Source organism: Zooshikella ganghwensis (genome assembly GCF_018263875.1).
Classification (GTDB): Bacteria; Pseudomonadota; Gammaproteobacteria; order Pseudomonadales; family Zooshikellaceae; genus Zooshikella; species Zooshikella ganghwensis.
Genome location: NZ_JAEVHG010000008.1, coordinates 144,318 through 165,730, shown reverse-complemented (window position 1 = coordinate 165,730; position 21,413 = coordinate 144,318). Strand labels below are relative to the sequence as shown.

General features: G+C 41.2%; 18 protein-coding genes and 1 pseudogene. 8 read left to right on the top strand and 11 right to left on the bottom strand.

From position 1 onward, the window contains the following. Positions 1 to 6: 6 nt before the first annotated feature. From gspE to KHS79_RS13095, 3 genes and pseudogenes are all read right to left on the bottom strand, one after another. Positions 7 to 1,527, bottom strand: coding sequence for a type II secretion system ATPase GspE (gene gspE, locus KHS79_RS13100; protein WP_212719636.1), 1,521 nt, complete (start codon positions 1,525 to 1,527; stop codon positions 7 to 9). 268 nt (positions 1,528 to 1,795) lie between these two features. Further along, positions 1,796 to 2,065, bottom strand: a pseudogene (locus KHS79_RS26370) (jacalin-like lectin). A gap of 5 nt (positions 2,066 to 2,070) precedes the next feature. Beyond that, complete coding sequence (locus KHS79_RS13095) at positions 2,071 to 2,535, bottom strand: GNAT family N-acetyltransferase (RefSeq protein WP_212719634.1); 465 nt, start codon at positions 2,533 to 2,535, stop codon at positions 2,071 to 2,073. 878 nt (positions 2,536 to 3,413) lie between these two features. Between KHS79_RS13095 and KHS79_RS13090 the strand changes: the two genes are divergently transcribed. Together KHS79_RS13090 and KHS79_RS13085 are read left to right on the top strand one after the other, a co-directional pair. Beyond that, positions 3,414 to 4,577, top strand: a complete 1,164-nt coding sequence (locus KHS79_RS13090; RefSeq protein WP_212719632.1) for a hypothetical protein — start codon at positions 3,414 to 3,416, stop codon at positions 4,575 to 4,577. Next, a complete protein-coding gene (locus tag KHS79_RS13085) occupies positions 4,574 to 5,872 on the top strand; it encodes a hypothetical protein (RefSeq protein WP_212719630.1) in 1,299 nt (432 codons plus the stop codon). The genes KHS79_RS13090 and KHS79_RS13085 overlap by 4 nt, the downstream gene beginning before the upstream one ends. A 67-nt stretch (positions 5,873 to 5,939) precedes the next feature. On the opposite strand, the gene KHS79_RS13080 is transcribed toward KHS79_RS13085, so the two are convergent. After that, entirely contained in the window at positions 5,940 to 6,314 is a 375-nt protein-coding gene (locus tag KHS79_RS13080) for a hypothetical protein (protein ID WP_212719628.1), read from the bottom strand. 293 nt (positions 6,315 to 6,607) lie between these two features. Between KHS79_RS13080 and KHS79_RS13075 the strand changes: the two genes are divergently transcribed. The 3 genes from KHS79_RS13075 to KHS79_RS13065 all read left to right on the top strand — a co-directional run bounded on the left by KHS79_RS13075 (position 6,608) and on the right by KHS79_RS13065 (position 8,364). Beyond that, the gene (locus KHS79_RS13075) at positions 6,608 to 7,120 is read left to right on the top strand and encodes a MerR family transcriptional regulator (RefSeq protein ID WP_027710342.1); all 513 of its coding nucleotides are present in this window, start codon (positions 6,608 to 6,610) and stop codon (positions 7,118 to 7,120) included. A gap of 111 nt (positions 7,121 to 7,231) precedes the next feature. Then, positions 7,232 to 7,420 carry a hypothetical protein gene (locus tag KHS79_RS13070; RefSeq protein ID WP_038292399.1) on the top strand — a complete coding sequence of 63 codons (189 nt, stop codon included), beginning with the start codon at positions 7,232 to 7,234 and terminating at the stop codon, positions 7,418 to 7,420. Between the two features lie 314 nt (positions 7,421 to 7,734). Continuing rightward, complete coding sequence (locus KHS79_RS13065) at positions 7,735 to 8,364, top strand: LysE family translocator (protein ID WP_230413369.1); 630 nt, start codon at positions 7,735 to 7,737, stop codon at positions 8,362 to 8,364. A gap of 65 nt (positions 8,365 to 8,429) precedes the next feature. Here KHS79_RS13065 and gcvP read toward each other — a convergent pair whose 3' ends face one another. After that, a complete protein-coding gene (gene gcvP, locus KHS79_RS13060) occupies positions 8,430 to 11,315 on the bottom strand; it encodes an aminomethyl-transferring glycine dehydrogenase (protein WP_212719626.1) in 2,886 nt (961 codons plus the stop codon). An 84-nt stretch (positions 11,316 to 11,399) separates the two neighbouring features. After that, positions 11,400 to 11,795: a glycine cleavage system protein H gene (locus KHS79_RS13055; protein ID WP_094786840.1), complete on the bottom strand. Its 396-nt coding sequence runs from the start codon at positions 11,793 to 11,795 to the stop codon at positions 11,400 to 11,402. 598 nt (positions 11,796 to 12,393) lie between these two features. On the opposite strand from KHS79_RS13055, the gene KHS79_RS13050 reads away from it, so the two are divergent. Next, complete coding sequence (locus tag KHS79_RS13050) at positions 12,394 to 13,011, top strand: helix-turn-helix domain-containing protein (protein ID WP_051311254.1); 618 nt, start codon at positions 12,394 to 12,396, stop codon at positions 13,009 to 13,011. Between the two features lie 270 nt (positions 13,012 to 13,281). Here KHS79_RS13050 and KHS79_RS13045 read toward each other — a convergent pair whose 3' ends face one another. Continuing rightward, positions 13,282 to 13,476 carry a hypothetical protein gene (locus KHS79_RS13045; RefSeq protein WP_212719623.1) on the bottom strand — a complete coding sequence of 65 codons (195 nt, stop codon included), beginning with the start codon at positions 13,474 to 13,476 and terminating at the stop codon, positions 13,282 to 13,284. 169 nt (positions 13,477 to 13,645) lie between these two features. Between KHS79_RS13045 and KHS79_RS13040 the strand changes: the two genes are divergently transcribed. Further along, the gene (locus tag KHS79_RS13040; RefSeq protein WP_212719621.1) at positions 13,646 to 15,049 is read left to right on the top strand and encodes an alanine/glycine:cation symporter family protein; all 1,404 of its coding nucleotides are present in this window, start codon (positions 13,646 to 13,648) and stop codon (positions 15,047 to 15,049) included. Between the two features lie 63 nt (positions 15,050 to 15,112). Continuing rightward, a complete protein-coding gene (gcvT, locus tag KHS79_RS13035) occupies positions 15,113 to 16,237 on the top strand; it encodes a glycine cleavage system aminomethyltransferase GcvT (RefSeq protein ID WP_233468411.1) in 1,125 nt (374 codons plus the stop codon). Between the two features lie 83 nt (positions 16,238 to 16,320). On the opposite strand, the gene KHS79_RS13030 is transcribed toward gcvT, so the two are convergent. From KHS79_RS13030 to gspD, 4 genes are all read right to left on the bottom strand, one after another. After that, entirely contained in the window at positions 16,321 to 16,653 is a 333-nt protein-coding gene (locus KHS79_RS13030; protein ID WP_212719617.1) for a YdbL family protein, read from the bottom strand. Positions 16,654 to 16,662: 9 nt separating this feature from the next. After that, on the bottom strand, positions 16,663 to 16,863 hold the full coding sequence (locus KHS79_RS13025) for a YnbE family lipoprotein (protein ID WP_027707945.1): 201 nt from the start codon (positions 16,861 to 16,863) through the stop codon (positions 16,663 to 16,665). Between the two features lie 19 nt (positions 16,864 to 16,882). Next, the gene (locus KHS79_RS13020; RefSeq protein WP_212719615.1) at positions 16,883 to 19,291 is read right to left on the bottom strand and encodes a YdbH domain-containing protein; all 2,409 of its coding nucleotides are present in this window, start codon (positions 19,289 to 19,291) and stop codon (positions 16,883 to 16,885) included. A 169-nt stretch (positions 19,292 to 19,460) separates the two neighbouring features. Continuing rightward, positions 19,461 to 21,395: a type II secretion system secretin GspD gene (gene gspD / locus KHS79_RS13015; protein ID WP_212719613.1), complete on the bottom strand. Its 1,935-nt coding sequence runs from the start codon at positions 21,393 to 21,395 to the stop codon at positions 19,461 to 19,463. Between the last annotated feature and the right edge of the window lie 18 nt (positions 21,396 to 21,413).

Sequence of the window (21,413 nt, the reverse complement as noted above, 5' to 3'; positions counted from 1 at the left end):
CTAGCATTACCCTTCTTGTGTCACCCGTAATACTTCTTCTACCGTGGTTAATCCGGCTAGCACTTTCGCTTTTCCATCATCACGAATACCTGGCCCAAGTTTGCGGGCATGAACAGCAATTTCCTGTTCAGAGGCTTCTGTGTGAATTAACGTACGAAGGGTTTCGTCAATGGCTATCACTTCATAAATACCCAGCCGCCCTCGGTAGCCTGAATTATTACATTCCTCACAACCTTTTGGATGGTATAGAGTAGGCGCAGTTTCTTCGTCGAAACCCAATGCTCGGCAGTCCCGCACAGTGGCAGTATAAGGCGCTTTACAGTCATCACAAAGCACACGGACTAAGCGCTGGGCTACCATCCCGATTAAACTGGATGCTAATAAAAATGGCTCAATGCCCATATCTTTTAAACGAGTGATAGCCCCTATTGCCGTATTAGTATGCAATGTTGACAATACCAAGTGTCCGGTCAAACTGGCTTGCACGGCAATTTGTGCCGTCTCCATATCACGAATCTCACCGACCATGACCACATCGGGGTCTTGCCGAAGAATCGCACGTAAACCACGCGCAAAGGTCATATCAGTCTTCGTATTAACCTGCGTTTGACCAATGCCTTCCAGGTTGTATTCAATGGGGTCTTCGACAGTGAGAATCGTCCGTGTTTCTGCATTTAATTCTGCCAGGCTGGCGTAGAGTGTCGTGGTTTTTCCTGAACCTGTAGGGCCTGTGACCAAAATAATACCATGGGGTCTAAACAGCAGATCGCGAATAGTCTGATCATCCCGTTTGGCTAACCCTAACTTATTTAAGTCCAAACGCCCCGCTTGCTTATCCAGCAAACGCAGTACAACTCGTTCGCCATTACTGGAAGGCAGTGTGGATACCCGAATATCGACTTCACGACCAGCAATACGCAACGAAATGCGTCCATCCTGAGGGATACGCTTTTCAGCAATATCCAGCTTTGCCATGACTTTTATTCGTGACACTAACAACGACGCCAATTCTCGCTTAGGCTCAATCACTTTACGCATCACACCATCGACACGAAAACGCACTACTAAACGTCGTTCGAAAGTTTCAATATGAATATCAGATGCCTGCAGATGAATCGCTTCGGATAAAATAGCATTAATCAACCGTATAATCGGTGCATCATCTTCTTGTTCCAGCAAATCCTCAGCTTCTGGAACTGCCTCAGCTAATCGTGCTAAATCAATATCATCACCCAGCCCTTCCATAGCCTCCATGGTTTCTGAAGAGCCACCCTGATAACTTTCAGCTAACTGCTGATTAAAACCACCTTCATCTAATTTAACGACATGATGAATCTGATAAGCAGCACGCACGACCTCAGAGTAAACATCCGTGGTTAACTGCTCACGAAAATACAGTGTTGTTACTGAGTCATCCCGCTTCAGTAATACACCATGCCGCTTCGCATAACTGTAGGGTAATGGTTTGAAGGTAATTGGAGTTGCTTCCTGAATATCTGCTACTTCTGTATTGTATTGATCTGCCATGCACAACCACCAGCACTGTGACCGAGGGCACGGATGATAACAAAACTATTTCTAAAAAGCTCGCTGAATCCAAGTCGTTGGATCTATTGTTCTATACTATGCAAGCATTGCAGGAAGGAAGCAAAGTTATAAATAGCTGATTATTTAGTGATCAGCAAAACAACGCAAAGTAGCCTGGCAAGGCTACTTTAATGGGGGGTAAAAACAAAAATGGGATAAAAATAAATGGTTTATACCGTCTTATTACTTGTCGCAACTTAATCTTCACTCAGTATATTTGGCGATATACAACACCAATGGCATCAATAACATTCCCACTTCTACCTTTAAACCCCACGATGCTAAACTGAGCATTAGCGGTGTAATTATATTCACCAGGCCCACCAGAGCCACCTTTTGCTAAAACGTTTCCTCACTTCGTTCTAATAACAATTGAGTCTACTCTATTGCCATATTTACCCGACACTGAGGTAATATACTCTCCAGCAGTAAAATCTAATGGGCTACAAGTACCACCTCTACCACCGTGTTTACCCAGTACATTTAGATATTTATTAGTGATTGTTTATAAATTTTTGTACGTTCACCAGAGGGTTCATAACCATCATTTAGTCGTTTCCAACCAAACTTTTCATAAAATCCTACATGATCCGTCGTTAAATAGAGGTTAGCGTACCCCATTGCCATTACTTGCTTTTTCGCATGCTCAAACATAAGCTCACTCAATCTTTTTCCACGGTGCTCTACTTCTATAAATAAAGAGCTAAACCAAGGGTATAGATCATGACGACTGATGAAGTCATTGATTATTATTCCGTAGCACCCAACTATTTGCTTTTGAATAACCAATACATAAAACTGTGGTAAGTGGTCTTGTTTTAAGCTTGAATTAACTATCGCATCGAAAAAATATAAGTAATTATCTGATCCCCCCCACTTTGAATGGATATATGTCACACATGCTTCGAGACCACCCGAGTATTCATGTACATTAACTATTTCATACATCTACACTCTCCTATGCAAACTTAGCCCCTAACATCACTATCAGTACAAAGTAAAATTTTTGGTAGTGTATTAAGAACGAAACAGCCAACCCCTGATGCTAATCAATATTTACGGCTATATGACATCAGGTATTAGAAGAAGCCACAAGTTCGCATAACTGAAAATTGGAGGAGAAATAATTTCAACTAATAATAAAAGTAAAATACAACTTAAGCCACTTGATGAGAGCCTAAAATATAATAACTCAAATACGCCTTAAGCCTTTCCACTACCAATATCGATATACACTTCATTTTTTCTTGTTAGTACTTTTAAGGAGTCTGCAGACTTATATACCCAAAACGAAGGGTTTTTATACCCCAAGGGCACAAGGGTGCGGCGGTCAAGCGATGAAGCCCCTGGGCAAGTTTACTGCTGTGAAACTTGCGGTACCACTTTAATTGATATAACAGCGCTGCTGGGCGGTTATATTAATAAGTGACTGGGGTGAAGAGTGCTGACAACAAACCCTATAAATGATTCGTGAAGGGTATATTTATCCAAGTTTTAATTTGCACAAAAATAAATTTATCCCAATACTCTACTAACAGTAAAAGTGCCTAAAACATAACCTAACGTATTATGGTTACAAGAGGCAGTTCTAACCATTTTTTCCCGACTCTACTTTGTAGTCAAAAAACCTAATCTATTAAATACTCACTCATTATTTGCACTTGTTAACACTATAAATGAGTACTTGATAAATGTATAAATAAAAAACGCTTTTTGACTTTACAGAATGAAGTGCACTTCCTAGACGTCTATTAAAAGGGGCGTTATGCTGTATATAAGCTCAGGCTCATATCACACTCCTACTGATTTATTAACCATGTTTAGCGATGACACACCAATTACCTCGATTCAGTGCAAACCGTCCTTTTAAGGTTGTTTTCTATGCGATCAATGGAACAGGGCTGGGTCACTTAACCCGCCAACTTAATATTGCACGGGCATTGCGATCTCTACTTGACGAGTATGGTGTGATACATCAAATCGAATTCCTGACCACCAGTGATGCTGCCCAGGTTGCGAATGATTTTTTAACGATCAAATTACCCAGCAAAACCCGGTTTAAACGCCAAGGCTTATCAGTTAAGCGCTATAACTCTCGCGCCAAAATGTTAGTATCCACTTATTTGTCACAGCTAAGCCCTGATTGGTTAGTCGTAGATACTGCACCACAAGGTGCCTTCAATGAAATTGGTTTTATTAGAGAATATTGCAAATATTTAGTTTTAATTGATCGCCATAAAGATGAAGCCATTGCTAATAGCCGAACGATTCTTAAACATAAAAAACTTTACTCTCTGATTATAGCCCCAGAGCATCAAAGTGAAGATCCTACAGCACGTTGTGTAGGTAAAATTCATGGTTTTAACCCACTTAAAGCCTTGAAAAAACAGGATGTAAGAACCTATTTTGGCCTGCAACCCACACAGCAGTTAGTTTATATTAGCGCAGGTGGCGGTGGCGATGAAACAGCCGATAAAAGCCTCGACAGCCTTATCAAAGCACTACTGTCACGACCAAATCTAAAGCTTTTGGTAGGTTATGGACCACTCTATCAAGGACGTATCCATTATCACGAACGAATAATTCCTTGTCAGGAAGGTGAAATCAGCCGTTTTTTCTATGGTGTTGACTTTGCTATATCTGCAACAGGCTATAACAGCTTTGAAGAGTTAATTGCTGCCGAAGTCCCTACTATCTTTTATGCACAGCCCAAAGGAATGGATCGTCAGGACTTACGAGCTGCTCAAGGAGAAGCCAACGGCTGGTGTTTATTTTGGCAGCACCAGTCACTAGAGTACATGTTAAATCTACTTGAGCAAAAATATGACCAGCTTAAACACAGTCTCAAACAGCGTCCTTCACAACAAGGCGCCTATCTAGCAGCTTTAGAGATTTTAGATTATACCGCTATAATGATGCCTGGTGAGTTTATTTTCGCCAGCACCCTACGAGCACAAGCCAGTATACCGCTTAATCGAGAATTTGCATGAGTTATACGACAAAGCAAGGAATACACGATAGTGAATATGCCATTAACTGCTACCAAGAGCAGATTAAAACACTCGAACAAGAGCGTAACGAAGCAGAAGGATCAATAAGTGTAATAGAACATCAACAACAGCAGGTTTTACAACGACTATCAACTCTGCTTGTGGAAGGCATTGAAAAACAGCATGTCGAATTTCTCTGTCAAATCGGGTTTATTCACATTCCTGACGTGCTTACAGCACAAGAAGAAAAACGAAAAAAAGCATTATGCTTTATTGAAAAATGTAATTCAGAAAATTTTGAGGATTTTTTTAGTAAAAAACTTCACCCACAATACGGTGAGTTGACCCAGTCTATCAACGAATCTATGACAATTCTGGGAGACCTGCTTGAACAGTTAAAAAACTATGCTGCAGACGATATCAAACTTATTAAAGAAGTCCAACAAACAAATAATTCTCTATTGACTAAACTCTGGCACTTATTTAGCTTTAAGAGTATTAGAGCCAATAGCGCATTAAAACGTATTGGCCAACAAACAGGTCAACCATCAGGTCAAGTACTCAACACCTATCAACAGCTGCAAACCCAACAGCTTGAGCTTAGAAAGCTAATCACTAATGCTGAAATAGAGGCTAATCAATCACACCGCAAAAAACAGCTTTTAGATGACTATCGTTATTTTACAAAGAATTTCCGAGAAGCTGTCACTCAAGTGGTTCGCAAAGATATTGAGACTAATCTGCAAATCACTCCTGTTGATCAACTACAGTCAACATTGCCGGTTAACTGTAAGTTATATGTCAGTCAACTTCATGCTTTAGCCCAAAAATTAAAATATCTAAATAACTTAGTAGCTGGCCTTAAAGCTGAAATAGATGATCGTCAAAAGCGTGTAACCAAAATAAGTTCTGTTCAACGTAAATGGCGTCGTACGCGAAAACTTTATTTATCAGGAGATAAATCAAACTGGCTGGTTAATGTTCCAAAAATGAAAATGCAATCCACGCATAAGTATACCAGTAAGTGTCACAGCGTAAGATACAGCTTAGTTGAATACAACGACTATCAGAGTTATGGCGACCACTATTATTCAGCCATCGCTGCAGGTATAGCAACCGCTGCCGTAAGTTGTTTAATGCTTGCTGCATTGCCCGCCATCGCTGTCGCTTCTGTCCTCTCTGATGTCGAAGCAGAAACCTTTAGCGCTCACTTGGATGAGATGAGTACACTTGACGTGCCCGAAGACAGCATTGATATAGATGAATTCGAAGCAAGTGAAGAAGAGGTCAGTTAAGCGTTGATCACAATGATGTATACTAAACCCTAATACTTTATAATTAGGGTTTAGTAAACCAGAACAACTATTCCGTTGCCATAAATACAACTACAATCAATAAAATATCAACGGTTATATGCAATACAAACGTTCCGCTGTAACGATAAAGAATAGTTTCTGTACTGTAATGTTTTAAAAGCCGCTGATACCTACACTTCTCCTGCAATACTTTTAATTCTTCCCTGGCAACAGATAAACACTCTAACGCTGACTTCTGGGAACTTAAATTAGCGACAAAAAATAATACTAATCCAAAGCTCAACAAAATAGCAGTTATAACTGATAACTTCCCATATTGGCTAAATACCCAACCTGCATTTGCAAAAATAACAACCGTATAAAAATTCCAATAGCTATTGATTCGTGATTCAATGGTTTCGATAAGCGTAATTATATCCATAACAATAAAAAACTGACTCAATAAATTTTTATTTCAAAGCAAAAAACAGCCACTATTATTTAGCGATAAATTTAACATCAATTCACAACTCAAATAATTATTGAACATCTATTAATCACGGGTAATTTTATACTGTCAGTAAAATAACATCTGTATAAAAGAGTAGACACAACTTAAGCCTCAGGGTAGCTGAAACCTCTAAGGAAGATAGCTCAGTTATGCAAAAAAAAGCGGTTGACCTGTCTATAGGTGTAGGGTTCATACTACTTCCTTGTTGATTGCGGGGAATTGTAATGTTGACGGTGACCCAAATAGCCAAAAAGTTCAGTATTTCACGTGCCACAGTACTCTACTACGAACGTATGGGGCTTTTACAGCCATGCACTCGCTCAGAAAACGGCTATCGGTGGTATGGTGACAATGCTGTTAAACAGCTTGAAACCATCATCGCTTACCGGTCCTATGGGGTTCCTGTAGCTCAAATACACACTTTACTAAAGCGTGGTGATAACAAAACTCAAGAGGAAATCCTTCAGGATCAGTTCAACCATCTTGAAGTTGAAATCAAAAAACTTCGCAAGCAACAAAAAGCGATTGTTGCCTTATTACAACAACCTAAATTATTGGAGGAAAATATGGTCACTAAACAGCGTTGGGTAGAAATCATGCAAGCAGCAGGCTTCAATGAGCAAGACATGCAAAACTGGCATCGACAGTTTGAAAAAATGGAGCCAGAGGAACATCAAAAGTTTCTTGAATCACTTGGCATTGATCCTGAAGAAATCAAACGAATCAGGCGTTTGTAAAACGGTTACATCACACTGTCCTCACTGCTACAAAGAAGAACTCAATATTCTCCAGCACTTTAAGGCTAATTCGTGTACAATACCCCACCTCACATAATCATAGGAGCACCCATGGCACGAAATAAAGAGCAAGACGGTCTGAGCAGTGAGGCACGCCAACGGCTGATTGACGAACAAGTTGCAGCCTTTCTCAAGTCAGGTGGCAAGGTAACTGAAGTTCCTCAAGGTGTAAGTGGTCAAGAGCCGGTGAAAGGCCGCCAGCACATTGTGCTAGGAAAGAAGGAAAACAAAGAGAGCTAGTACAACTACCCCACCGACTTTTCGCTTCTGACTTTTCTGTTTGTAGTGATGTCCCAACAAGAGCAGTCAGAAGTACCCTTTATCTCGCTAACAACCTTAACACCTGCAAACATCTGCAGATTTCATTCCCCCTACTTGCTAATACCTATCATTTCCATATAAGATCGAAATACTCAACAAAAAAACAATAATTAGCACAATAATACTAATATTTAGTATTTTCACTTACTCAGCGAGCCAAGGAGAAAAGTGAAACACTGCATTTTACAGTGTGTAAACTCCATAACATCCAGCAAAAAATTAAGGGGGGAGCAGTGATAACCCTAGCCAGTTTATCGTTAGTGGCGTTATTTATACCAACTTTTTTCTTTATCTCTGTTACACCAGGCATGTGTATGATGCTATCTATGACGATGGGCATGTCCATTGGCTTAAAGCGCACATTCTGGATGATGTGGGGCGAGTTACTAGGAGTAGCTATTGTCGCTATTGCTTCGGTAGTCGGTATCGCAACAATTATGCTGGAATACCCCAGTGCTTTTAATTTATTAAAATATATTGGTGGCGTTTATTTAGTTTACCTAGGCATTCAGTTGTGGCGATCTAAAGGAAAAATGGCGTTCAACTTAGAAGGTGAAACCCAAAGCACTGACCGTATTAACCTGGCAATGCAAGGCTTTATTACTGCTATAGCTAACCCGAAAGGCTGGGCATTTTTTATATCTTTACTACCACCTTTTATTAATCCAGATTTACCTCTTGCGCCACAGCTGGTTTTGTTACTGTCTATGATTTTAGTGATAGAGTTTCTTTGTTTAATTCTCTATGCCTCAGGTGGCAAGACCCTGAGTAAGCTGTTACAAAAAAGTGGAAATGTACGTTTACTAAATCGAATTTCTGGCTCATTAATGATGGGCGTTGGAATCTGGCTTGCTTTAGGTTAATAAAAAAGGGCCTTTCGGCCCTAACATCATTGCTCACAAGAAATACAATAAAAATAGCTTCATTTTTATTCCTGATAGCTACTAAGCGGAGGGCAAGAACACATTAAATGCCGATCGCCATACACATTGTCAATGCGGTTTACCGTTGGCCACACTTTATTTTCTTCAACCCACGCTAAAGGATAAGCCGCCACCTGTCGGGTATAGGCACGAGTCCATTCATCACTAAAAATATCAGCCTGAGTATGTGGCGCATGACGTAACGGACTATTGTCTACCGCATACACACCTTGAGCAACTTGCTCGATTTCTTGGCGAATATAAATCATCGCTTCGCAAAAACGATCCAATTCGGCTTTTGACTCACTTTCAGTAGGCTCAATCATCAGAGTGCCAGGTACTGGAAATGACATAGTGGGAGCATGAAAGCCAAAGTCCATCAAGCGCTTGGCAACATCTTCTTCGGTCACGCCGGTCGCTGTCTTCAAAGGACGTAAATCAATTATACATTCGTGGGCAACATAGCCTGCTTTACCTGTATATAACACGGGATAATGATCTGATAAGCGCTTGGCAATGTAATTTGCATTTAAAATGGCAATCTCCGTCGCCTTAGTGAGGCCTTTTCCACCCATCAACTGCAAATAGACCCAGGAAATGGGCAAAATATTGGCACTACCGTAAGGCGCTGCAGAAACAGGTCCTACCCTTTCACTGTCACTTTCACTCACAGGATTGCCCGGTAAAAAAGGTTCAAGATGGGACTTCACGCCAATCGGTCCCATACCCGGCCCCCCCCCACCATGAGGAATACAAAACGTTTTATGTAAATTTAAATGGGATACATCAGAGCCTATTAAACCCGGCTTTGTTAACCCCACCTGGGCATTTAAATTTGCACCATCCATGTAAACCTGACCACCATGCGCATGGATAATTTCGCACAGTGTTTTAACGCCTTCTTCAAATACACCATGTGTCGAAGGATAGGTGATCATGACACACGACAATTGATCACTATACTGCTTCGCTTTATTTTCAAGATCTGATAAATCCACATTGCCCTGCTCATCACAGTCAACAATAACCACACGCATCCCTGCCATCGAAGCACTAGCAGGGTTTGTACCATGAGCAGAGCTAGGAATTAAACAAACATCACGTTGCTGTTGGCCAATACTTTCATGATATTTACGAATGGCCAACAGCCCCGCATATTCACCCTGAGCGCCTGAATTAGGCTGTAGTGAAACAGCATCATAGCCAGTAATTTCTGCTAACTGCTCACACAGAGAATTGAGTAGTTGCTGGTAACCTTGAGTCTGAGCAGTAGGAGCATAAGGATGAATACCTGAAAACTCTGGCCAACTGACAGGAATCATCTCTGTCGTTGCATTCAGTTTCATAGTGCAAGAACCTAAAGGAATCATACTATGCACTAACGATATATCTTTATTTTCCAGGCGTTTTAAATAACGCAGCATTTCCGTTTCAGAGTGATAACGATTAAATACTGGGTGGGTTAACAATTCATGTTTTCGTTGTAATTCATCAGGAATAGCAGGCGCATTATTCAGCGCTCGGTCTAGTTGAGTTACCTGCAATCCATCACTTTTAGCGCCTAATAAAACACGCCACAAAATCGTAAGTGCCTCTAGGGTTGTTGTCTCATCCAGGCTAACAGCAACTTGTTGCTTATTTACAACCCGCAAATTAATACCTGCCTCTTCAGCTCGGGCAAGCACCTCTGTGGTTTGCTCTCCCGTTGTTAAAAGCAGCGTATCAAAATAATGGGAAAAGACAGGGGTAATACCACTTTGAGCCAACCCTGCTGCCAGTATTTGTGTCAAGCGGTGGACTCGCTGGGCGATTTTCTTTAATCCTTTAGGTCCATGATAAACCGCATAAAATCCAGCCATATTGGCTAATAAGGCTTGTGCTGTACAAATATTTGAGGTCGCTTTCTCTCTACGAATATGTTGTTCTCGCGTTTGCATTGCCATTCGCAAAGCAGGACGGCCACGACTATCCACAGAAACACCAATTATTCGTCCTGGCGCAGAACGCTTAAACTTATCCTTTGTGGCAAAAAAAGCCGCATGAGGACCACCATATCCCATGGGAACGCCAAAGCGCTGGGCGGACCCCACCACCACATCAGCGCCAAAAGCGCCCGGTGGTTCCAGCAGCACCAAACTTAATAAATCAGCAGTGACTATGGCTAAAGCTTGTTGTTGATGTAAAGCATCAATTATTTTTTGTAATGCAGTGATTTCACCGAGCGTACTTGGATACGCAATAACCCCTGCAAATACATCGCGATTTTCTATATCTCCGGCAGCACCGACGACAACCTGTATACCTAAGTATTCAGCACGCGTCTTAATTAAAGCTATTGTCTGAGGATGAACATCACTAGCGACAAATAAGCAATCACTGCGTTTTTTATTAACCCGCTTACACATGGTCATGGCTTCTGCTGCTGCAGTGGCCTCATCCAGCAATGAGGCATTGGCCAGCTCCATGCCTGTAAGGTCAATCACCATTTGTTGAAAATTTAATAATCCTTCCAACCGACCTTGAGATATTTCAGGCTGATAAGGTGTATAAGCAGTATACCAACCAGGATTTTCAAGCACATTCCGCAAAATAACAGGCGGAACAACCGTATCATAGTAGCCCATTCCAATATACGACTTATAGGGCTTATTCTGTACTGCCAGCTGCTTTAGTTTTGCTAAAACCGTGGACTCATCAACAGGCTCTGAAAGTGTCAGCGATTCAGACAGGCGAATGGCTTCAGGTACCGTATGCTTTATGAGTTCATCCGTTGTGCTGATATCCAGCTCAGCCAGCATGGCCTTTACTTCTTCGGGTGATGGACCAATATGGCGCTGGATAAAGTCTTCATAAGGAAGCAAACTACTGAGTGTAACCATATGCGTTGTCATACCCCTACTCACGTCCTATCAACGGAAATTAATTATGATTAAAGGTTTCAATCCCCAACGTTTTTAAGTCTCGTTTACCAGGCACTAGTCTATTTCCGTTTCCAACAGGGCTTGGTAAGCATCAGCATTTAAAAACATTGAAGAATGTACAGGGTTATCTGGTAGTAATTTAATTAACCAGCCTTGCTGGAAAGCCTGCTGATTTAGCATGACAGGCATACCCTCAACTTTAGAATTTACAGCGAGCACTTTTCCTGTGAAGGGTACTAAAATATCGACTTCCGCCTTGCACGACTTGATAACAATACAGCTATCACCCATTTGGAAATGCTGTCCAACCTCAGGCAGACATACTTGCGTAATATCCCCTAGTCGCATTTGAGCATGATCAGTAATACCCAGCGTAATAGAGTCATCACCATTAACCTTGAACCATTCATGTGTAAGACTATACAAAACATCAGACTTGATGGTGCACATGGTGAATGTCCTCTGCAAAGCCCTCGTTTAATTTTAAGGCGATTAATGAAAAGGCCTGAGTACTTTGTAATATGTTATTAGCGTAATATTTTATTGGCGTAATGCTTTATAAGCTTAACTAGTACACTTTATTATCAGTAATACATCATTAGTAGTAGTGCACTGTCGCCTGCTTTTAAATAATAAGCAGTATGGTGTTGCATTCCATCACCTTCAGTTTCACTGAAAAAACAGCCAGCCAACAAATATTCTTAAGTGAGCATCGTTGCACTGGCTGAATCCAAAGACCTTTCGGTCACTCCAGGCAGCATAGGTGGCTTATTTTATTCAACCACCCAGTGCTGTCCGTTGGATTTAAGATGGAAGTCTTGAGAATAACAGTAAGCTGAACCCTGTTAACCATGGATCAGCTTAATTGAAATGTATCAACGTTTTTCCTGCAAATCAACTTTGTTTCGTAAAGGAAACTCTTTTCTTGACGAATCCCCAATCTTGGACCCATAGTGGTAAGCAATACCCTGATGAGTTGGCATACTATTAAGGTTGAGGTAGTATCCCTCACTTTTTTCAACCGTTTAGTCTAATTGGAGTACCCAGTATGGCGGAAAGCCCGCGTCTCCCGAAAATGCAAACGCAACAAACCAGTAGTGAGGCTCAGGTTGAACCCATGCAGCTAGGTAAGCGGTTAAAAGAAATTCGCCTGAGCAATAACTGGACACTGGAAGAGGTGAGTCAGCGAACAGGATTAGCCCGGTCGACACTATCAAAAATTGAAAATGATCAACTCTCCCCCACTTTTTCGGCGGTTCAAAAGCTCACAAAAGGGCTAGGCATCGACCTGCCACAGCTGTTTAGTAAACCTTTACAACCCATGACCACCGGACGTCGAGATATCACCCGTAATCAGTCAGGTAAACCTCATCCTACCGCTACCTATGAGCACGAGCTGTTAGCGACACAACTGGTGAATAAGAAAATGGTTCCTTTTAAAACCATTGTCAGAGCCAGACAGTTTAATGATTACGGTGACTGGGTAAGACACGCTGGAGAGGAGTTTTTATTGGTATTATCTGGCTCTCTTTATTTTTACAGTGAGTTTTATGAGCCTGTTGAGCTATTCACAGGGGATAGCGTTTACTACGATGCCAGTATGGGACATGCACTGGTTTCTACAAGCGATAACGATGCTGAAATATTATGGGTTATGGCAACATAACCATCTTACGTTACCTGCTCTTCTAATTAATTTAGATACTGGAAACTCATTTTTTACGCTATTTGGTCACGGCTCAGTGAACACTCGTGGTATTTTTAGTGATGGTACCCCATAGCTGACAATGATCGGACAATGCATATCGAAATGCTGGCCGCAAGGATATGACAACCAATTCCTCCAAGGATGGATTAATAGTGTATTCAATGAGCGTCATACAGAATTTGGGTATAGTCAATTGTTGCATCGTTATGACGAATGCGATAATTTGTTTCAAATAATAAAAAAAACAGGTGTTGGTAAATTAAATTCCTTTTGATGTGTATATGATTCTTTTTTGTGTACCTGACAAGCAAAAAAAGCAAGCGAGTAGACAAAAAATACTTGTCTTCCATCACCACAAATACACATCGACTTGGTATCATCACCTGCTGATTTATAACCAACATGAATTATTTTTTTTAACATGCATGATCGTGAAAAAGGATATTTAACTTTCAACAGTTAACGTCTATTCACCAAGCACACTAGTGATAGGCATGATGTTTTACCACCATGTCTTGCAAAAAAAATAACTCGTGAGTGTTATCGCTTTATAACAACAAATGTATCCCTTGATGGATAAGAGGCGTAATTGATGGAAGTTTATCAAACAATCACAGAAATCCTCGGCCCTATAGACTCCTTTGTCTGGGGACCCGTTATGTTGGTCCTGATTTTAGGGGTGGGGCTTTATTTAAGTCTGGGTTTACGGTTTCTTCAACTCAGAAAGCTAGGTACTGGCTTCAAATTACTATGGAGAGGTCGCTCCCCTGAACAAGGGGATGAAAAAGAAGGTGAAATTAGCCCATTCAATGCCTTAATGACCTCATTATCTGCCACTATTGGTACTGGTAATATTGCTGGAGTAGCAACGGCTATTTTTCTTGGTGGACCTGGTGCCTTATTTTGGATGTGGTGTACCGCATTAGTGGGTATGGCAACAAAGTTTGCCGAAGCCGTTTGTGCTGTGAAATATCGCGAAACGGATGAAGAAGGCAACCATATTGGTGGCCCTATGTATTACATCAAAAATGGCTTGGGAAAAAAGTGGCTATGGCTGGGTACCACATTCGCTATTTTTGGAGCAATTGCCGGCTTTGGTATCGGTAATACTGTTCAGGTCAACTCCATTGCAGATGCCCTGCAAACTCAGTGGGGAATCCCGCCACTTGGTACTGGTATCGTGGTTATGGTTATTGTGGGCCTGGTCATCATTGGTGGTATTAAAGCAATCGCTGAAGTCGCAGGAAAACTTGTACCCTTTATGGGGATTTCCTATTTACTGGCTGGCCTCGTAGTGCTTGTGCTTAATGCCTCAGAAATACCTGCTGCTTTAAGTATGATTATCAGCTCAGCATTTACTGGCACTGCGGCTACAGGGGGATTTGCAGGTGCTGCGGTTTGGGCCGCCATTCGTTTTGGTGTCGCTCGTGGTGTTTTCTCCAACGAGGCAGGTCTCGGAAGCGCCCCCATTGCTCATGCCTCAGCACAAACACATGACCCTGTTCGCCAAGGGTTAATCGCTATGCTTGGTACCTTTATTGATACCATTTTGGTTTGTAGTATCACAGGTCTTGCCATTATCACCTCCGGTGCCTGGACCTTGGGGGAAACTGGTTCCGCATTAACCATGGCCGCCTTTGAGCAAACTATTCCTGGGGTTGGCGGCTACATTGTCACCATTGGTTTAGCCGTTTTTGCCTTCACCACCATCCTAGGCTGGAGTGTCTACTGCGAACGCTGTATTCAGTTTCTCTTTGGTTTAACTGCAATCAAAGTATTTCGCGTCATTTGGCTAATTGCGATTCCTTTGGGTGCCTATGCGAGCTTAGACCTGGTTTGGCTTATTGCTGATATCCTAAATGCACTCATGGCCATACCTAACCTTATAGCACTCGCCTTGCTTAGCCCCGTTGTGTTTAAGCTTACGCGTGACTATTTTTCACAAGCATCAGTTAAGCATAAGACTACCAATAACAGCGAAGCTAAAGGCATATAGTCTCTCTCACCAGCAGAGCACCTCTGCTGGTTTTATTAAGCGCTTCAATTCGGAATGGATGAGATGACAATAACCGACGCACCTCTACAACAAACGCCTCTGAACAATCTGCACGAAGAGCTTGGCGCAAAAATGGTGCCCTTTGCGGGTTATCACATGCCCTTACAATATCCTATGGGTATCAAACAAGAGCACTTACATACCCGCTCACAGGCTGGCTTATTCGATGTTTCACATATGGGACAAGTATGGCTACCGTTAGAAGCTGAAGCGGGCCTGGAAAAGCTGGTTCCCGTGGACATTTTGGATTTGCCTGTAGGAAAGCAACGTTATGCCCTTTTTACCAATGAAGAGGGAGGTATTCTTGATGATCTAATGGTATCCCGTTTTGCTGATGGGCTCATGTTAGTCATCAATGCCGCCTGTAAGGAGCAAGATATTGCACATCTTCGTCAACATCTTGGTAACGATATGGTGAAGGTGCTTTCTGATCGAGCACTTGTTGCGCTTCAAGGGCCTTCAGCCGCAAAGGTTTTGAGCAATTTTGTCAGTGAGTTGGAGACAATGGTTTTTATGGATGTGCGTAAAGTCATCCTCTGCGGTGTTGAATGTTTTATGAGCCGCTCTGGTTATACCGGAGAAGATGGCTTTGAAATCTCTATTCCTGCTGCTGATGCCCAGTCCGTAGTCAAAGCAATTCTCGAACATCCAGAAGTCGCCCCCATCGGTTTAGGTGCACGAGACTCACTCCGTCTTGAAGCAGGGCTATGCTTGTATGGCAATGATATTGATACCGCCACCACACCGGTTGAAGCCTCACTAAACTGGGCTATCAGTAAATCTCGGCGAACGGATGGTAGTCGATCTGGAGGCTTTATTGGAGCAAAAACAATTCTTGCCCAGCTTGATAAAACCATCCCTGTGCAACGTAAACGTGTTGGTTTACGTACCCAAGGCAAAGCCCCTATACGTACAGGCACCCCTTTAGTAAATGCTCAGGGGGAACAGATTGGAACTGTAACCAGTGGTGGATTTGGTCCCAGTTTAGGTGCACCAGTGGCAATGGGTTACGTTTCAACTGACTATGCTTCACTCGACACAGAAATATTCGCTGAAGTACGAGGCAAACAGCTACCAGTAAATATCTCTAAAATGCCTTTTGTTCCTCAGCGTTATTACCGTGGATAAAAACGAGGGGCCGCTATTTAGTACAACCTAAAAAGGGAGTGAATACTCCCTTTTTTGTGGAATCAAATCTTTTTTAGATTCCACTATTTTTTAACCCACTGTCCGCTTGAATTTTGGACATACTGGCCATTTGGTGTTTTTTCAATCGCTTTTTGTCCTGCCAAACTGCTAATTGTCGCAAGCGGCACCCCATTGCGCTTAGCAAGTTGCTCATATTTTTGTTTACGTTTTTGATTGATTCCAGTGATGAGCTTTTTTGCAGTAACATTGTTAACCACTAAACCTAAATAGCCATTTAGCTGCTCACCCACCAAACCTTGCTGTTTAGCCTCTTCCAAACTCATCGCCAGCACAGTGAGGGGCAAACATAAAATTAAACCCAATACCAGTAAACGAAAACCACGTACTATTTTCATAGCCCCCTCCTAAAACAACTCACTGTCTTCACTGAAAATTTCATCAAGCTCTTTATCTATTTTTACTTTAATCTCATGCTCAACTTTGACATTTAAATTAATCGTAATCGGTTTTTCTGGCACCGCAACCTCCACTCGTGGGGTACATGCGGTGATACAGCTTGCAAGCAAGCTAATCACTGTCACTGACAGCATCCTTTCTTTATTCATGATGTTATAGTACTCAATACTAATGCTTTAACTTGTCAGTTAGACGTTGAGAAAAACGTAAACTTCTTAGCAACATTAGCATATTTTCTTCATGCTGGTAATTAAAGTTAACTTGTCGTGTTTGGCTTAATGTAGGGTTCTTACCCTTTATCGTCACTTTAAATTTCGCATCACCGTTTTCCTTTAAATCTAGTGAACTCTCTAATAGCGAAAAATGTAGATTTTCCAGCGCATTAATAGCCGATGAGAACTCAGGCCGACTTTGTTTCAAGGCATCAACTGTAGGATTTTCTTCAATTTTTATAAACCCGCCAGCTTTACTGGCCTGTATCTGACCAGCATGAATAGTAATTCCTTGTGGCGAAAAACGTAGCGGTAAGCGCCCTTGTAATTGTCCCTGTGCTGATAAGCCAGGCTGTTCTTGCAAAGCGACCAATTCACTTAACGAAACGCCTTCAAAGGTGGCATAGCTGTCAATAGCATAAGGCGAAAAAATAGGGATTTGCTGAACAAACGCATTACCTTGCAATACCTTCACATTCACTCGCTCTAGGCTTAACCATGGAGATGGCGTGTTTTTTACAGCAACACGACCTCTTAAAGTTTGCAACGGAATTCCTACATTAAGCAGGTCAACTTTAAACTTATTTTGGGTCAGAGGTAAAAAGCTCATCTGGTTTCCACGCTCTTGAACTTGCCAGCCCAAATCCATTGCTGCCCCCTGCCACTGATAATCCTGATACTGACCAGCTAGCTGCTTTGCAATCAGTTGCGCATTCATCTGCCACTGTGTTTCAGATCGCCAGTCAGCCTTCAACTTTAGGCTTGGCTTAACTATACCAGAGGTAAGCGTTAACTCCTTCGGCCAAATTGGATAACGAGCAAATGAACGCTGAAGCTTTTTAGCATTAATCGTTTCCCAGTCAGTAACTACACTAAGCTGCTTATCTAACAGATTAAGATTTGCCTGAGCTTCCCAGCGCAAGGCCGATGTCCAATTTCCTTGCATCTGATAATCCAACAGATGATTTTTTAACTGTACATCATGTGTTGCCTTGAGGTTTGGTAACTTTGTTTTTTTTATTTTTAGGCCAGTTAGCTCGTTGACTAATGAACCCTGAATATCCCACAATAATCGATTACGTTGAAATTTGGCCTGAATGGGCTGTTCAGTCGCTAACTCAATGCGATGAGCCACAAATGTGTTATACGCAGCATTATGTAGTGTAACAAGTGATTTCAATTTCAATTCAGCGTCAACATCTGAAATATCAAGCCAGCCTTCTGCCTTAAGTTGAAACCCTTCTAACGAAAAACTTTTATACTTATATGACTTATCACCTTGCTGTAAATTAACATTAAATGCCGCATTACCGCTCATGTCATTTAAATTAAACTGAGCGGAATCGACATTAACATGTCCCTGATAATAGCCATGATTAACATCGACCTGCCACTGTGAACTCTGCAAATTATTATTTTGGTATATTATTTTATTAGGCAGTTGTACTGTCATTTTATGGACAAAGGAATCATCGTGTGATGATAAATTAAAGAGTGAAAGGGCTGATGCAGGCCATAAATAGACCTCCATATTTTTTAAAGACTGATTTTTAAGTTTAACAATACCCCAAATATGCCCTTTAACGGGTGTATCACTTATCCCCCCCGTTAAAGCAAAACTATTATTACTGCTTAGATTGAACCCCAAAAAACTATCATGTGTTGTCGTTGGCGTGCTTTTATCGCTTTCAGCTAAAGGTAGTTTATAATGAGCCAAAAAATGCGTTAAGCCAGGCTGAAATCGTACTCGATGAATCAGAGAAGGTAATATTGTATTAAAGGGAAGCATCCAAAAGCCTAAGTTTCCTGATACTTCTTGCTCAGTTAAATATCCTTGAGTATATAACTGTGCGCCTAAAGTAGATGTTATTCTTGCATTATAATTCACTTGATCAGGCTGTACTTCCGCATTTAACACTACTTCGAGTTTTTTTCCTGAATACAGGAAAAAAAATGGTTCGATAGTAATGTTACTTTTAAGTGGCAACAAGGGAAATAAGCTTTTTTCTGCACCAGATGCTTGTCTTTTTTTAAGTCCATTAACCAGGAGAGTAAACCTGTCATAATCAACCTGATTCGGAGAAACCTTCAAACTAACAGTACCCGAAAAAACGTCAGCCACATCGAGTTGTAAATAATTAATTTCAATCGTGGGTTCTTGCTTAAAATAAACTATTACTTTTTCAAACTTCAGCTTTCCAAAACCATGCCATGCTGCTTGATCAAAGGAAAGGGTTATATTTTCATCCAAGTCAATATGATTAACTGCAACACTGATTATCCACGGTATGGAAATAAGTAACACCACTGTAAAAGCCAGGCATACACCCAACCAAACTGTTACTTTTTTTATAGCCGCTAACATAATCTTGCTTGTCCCCTTTGACACTTTTAGAGCATGGTATACTTATACCATACGTTTTCAGTATAAATGATGAAGGAACAGTCACTAAATCAGAAATGAGGATGATAAGAAGATTTAAGCTCATAAGCCACATCATGTAAGTTGTGGCTTATGAGAGAAGATAACTCAGCTAGAAGGATTGACGTAATAAAGGCTTAACTGTGGCCTGTTTGTTATATTCAGAAGGTGCAATATCGCTGTATATTTCATCAAATATATTACGAAGCTCTTTTTGTCTTTCTCTAATAAAGCGATAACGACTACCTGTAACAGTATCTGCACTTGACTTATCACGAAGTATTGTTGGCTTTAGAAACACCATTAAATTGGTTTTATTTATTTCTTTTCTGGTGTTCCTAAATAAGTGCCCAATAACGGGAATATCACCAAGCAAAGGAACTTTTGTTTGTATATCTTGCACCTTATCTTCAATTAATCCTCCAAGCACTAGAATTGCCTTGTCTTCCACTAACACATTAGTGTCTATCGTACGCTTCTCAATAACAACATCTTTCGCTTGATTTGATACTGTTTGTGAAACATCTGATATTTCCTGAGAAATTTCCAACGTTATCGTGTTACCAGGATTAATACGAGGAGTAAATTCTAAAATAATACCCACATCTTCTCGATCAAAGGTAGTAAACGGATTACTCGTTGTAGATGATGAGTTAGTTTCTTGCCCTTTTACTACAGGTATATTTTTCCCCACATTAATTTTCGCTTCTTTATTGTCAAGCGTAATTATATTTGGTTTCGCAAGCACATTTGCTGAATCATTGCTTTTAAATGCTTTGATTAAGGAACGTAATGAGCCGTTTCGGAAAAAGCCAAATGTAAACCCTTGACCTAAAGAAATATTTCCATCTTTGTCTGGTGTAAATTTATCAAACTTTCCAGTTGTATGTGTACGCGCAAAAGCACCATCCTTGCCAATAGCTGAGTCAGAAGTACTCCAGTCAACCCCAATTTCATTAGTAACGTCTTCCTTTACCGAAACAATCAAAGCTTCGACATGGACCTGTGCACGTCGAATATCCAGCTTTTTAACGACATGCTGGATGGTTTTCATTAATGTTGGCGGTGCAGTCACCACAAGCGCGTTGGTACTTTCATCAGGTTCAATGCTGACTTCAGCATTAGCCATTCCCACATCTTTACCTTCTTTTTTTATAGAGCCAGACATTTTTTGCAGAATGGGGGCAACGTCTTTTGCCTTAGCATAATTTAAATAAAAAACTTGCGTGTCTCCAGCACTGGACTCAGAATTATCCAGCCGGTGAATTATTTCACGCAGCTTACGTCGCTTAACCGCATCACCGCTCATTAATATACTGTTACTACGCTCATCAGCAGCAAAGTCAATTGCAAATGCCTTACTCTGTGGTGAGGCTCCTTTGGGCATAAGTGCTTTCAAAATTGTCACCACGTCTTTTGCATTAGCATGTGCTAATGGCACAATTTCAATATCCAGTGCCCCAGCTTTATCAATGCGCGTGATGATTTTGGATATTTGCTCAATATTGCCAGCGCGATCCGACACTATTAGTGCATTACTGTCAGGATAAGCAATTAAGTGACCTGTCTGCGGTACTAATGGCCGCAACATACTGACTAACTTTATGGCAGGGATATTCTTGGGCTTTATAACCTTCACAATCATTTCATCAGAGCCACTATGGTTCTGCCCTTCCATCAGTGGAACCCCATTGTGCCGTGCTGAAGCATCAGGAATAATCTTCACGACCTGTCCACTTTCAAGTGCCGTATACCCATGCACTTGTAAAACCGATAAAAAAACCTGATAAGCTTCTTCTGCTGTGAGCGCCTCTTGCGAAATAACAGAAACCTTACCTTTAACCCTAGGATCGATCACAAAGTTTTTATTAGTTCTCTCCGCTATCCATTGAATAAACGTACGAATATCGCCGTCTTGCATATTAATTTTTATTTCTGCATTACTTGCAGATAAATTTTGCTCTTGAGACGCCGAAGCATTAACCAAGAATGCAGATGATGTGCTGACTAGCCCCCAAATGAGCCAGGTGCTGAAAAACTGTTTCATAGTACTTCAGTCAAAAAC

What these genes read in the sequence shown, in the direction of transcription:
- gspE (WP_212719636.1), bottom strand. Translation starts at nt 1,527, where the DNA reads ATGGCAGATCAATACAATACAGAAGTAGCAGATATTCAGGAAGCAACT.
- KHS79_RS13095 (WP_212719634.1), bottom strand. Translation starts at nt 2,535, where the DNA reads ATGTATGAAATAGTTAATGTACATGAATACTCGGGTGGTCTCGAAGCA.
- KHS79_RS13090 (WP_212719632.1), top strand. Translation starts at nt 3,414, where the DNA reads ATGACACACCAATTACCTCGATTCAGTGCAAACCGTCCTTTTAAGGTT.
- KHS79_RS13085 (WP_212719630.1), top strand. Translation starts at nt 4,574, where the DNA reads ATGAGTTATACGACAAAGCAAGGAATACACGATAGTGAATATGCCATT.
- KHS79_RS13080 (WP_212719628.1), bottom strand. Translation starts at nt 6,314, where the DNA reads ATGGATATAATTACGCTTATCGAAACCATTGAATCACGAATCAATAGC.
- KHS79_RS13075 (WP_027710342.1), top strand. Translation starts at nt 6,608, where the DNA reads ATGTTGACGGTGACCCAAATAGCCAAAAAGTTCAGTATTTCACGTGCC.
- KHS79_RS13070 (WP_038292399.1), top strand. Translation starts at nt 7,232, where the DNA reads ATGGCACGAAATAAAGAGCAAGACGGTCTGAGCAGTGAGGCACGCCAA.
- gcvP (WP_212719626.1), bottom strand. Translation starts at nt 11,315, where the DNA reads ATGACAACGCATATGGTTACACTCAGTAGTTTGCTTCCTTATGAAGAC.
- KHS79_RS13055 (WP_094786840.1), bottom strand. Translation starts at nt 11,795, where the DNA reads ATGTGCACCATCAAGTCTGATGTTTTGTATAGTCTTACACATGAATGG.
- KHS79_RS13050 (WP_051311254.1), top strand. Translation starts at nt 12,394, where the DNA reads ATGGCGGAAAGCCCGCGTCTCCCGAAAATGCAAACGCAACAAACCAGT.
- KHS79_RS13045 (WP_212719623.1), bottom strand. Translation starts at nt 13,476, where the DNA reads ATGTTAAAAAAAATAATTCATGTTGGTTATAAATCAGCAGGTGATGAT.
- KHS79_RS13040 (WP_212719621.1), top strand. Translation starts at nt 13,646, where the DNA reads ATGGAAGTTTATCAAACAATCACAGAAATCCTCGGCCCTATAGACTCC.
- gcvT (WP_233468411.1), top strand. Translation starts at nt 15,113, where the DNA reads ATGACAATAACCGACGCACCTCTACAACAAACGCCTCTGAACAATCTG.
- KHS79_RS13030 (WP_212719617.1), bottom strand. Translation starts at nt 16,653, where the DNA reads ATGAAAATAGTACGTGGTTTTCGTTTACTGGTATTGGGTTTAATTTTA.
- KHS79_RS13025 (WP_027707945.1), bottom strand. Translation starts at nt 16,863, where the DNA reads ATGAATAAAGAAAGGATGCTGTCAGTGACAGTGATTAGCTTGCTTGCA.
- KHS79_RS13020 (WP_212719615.1), bottom strand. Translation starts at nt 19,291, where the DNA reads ATGTTAGCGGCTATAAAAAAAGTAACAGTTTGGTTGGGTGTATGCCTG.
- gspD (WP_212719613.1), bottom strand. Translation starts at nt 21,395, where the DNA reads ATGAAACAGTTTTTCAGCACCTGGCTCATTTGGGGGCTAGTCAGCACA.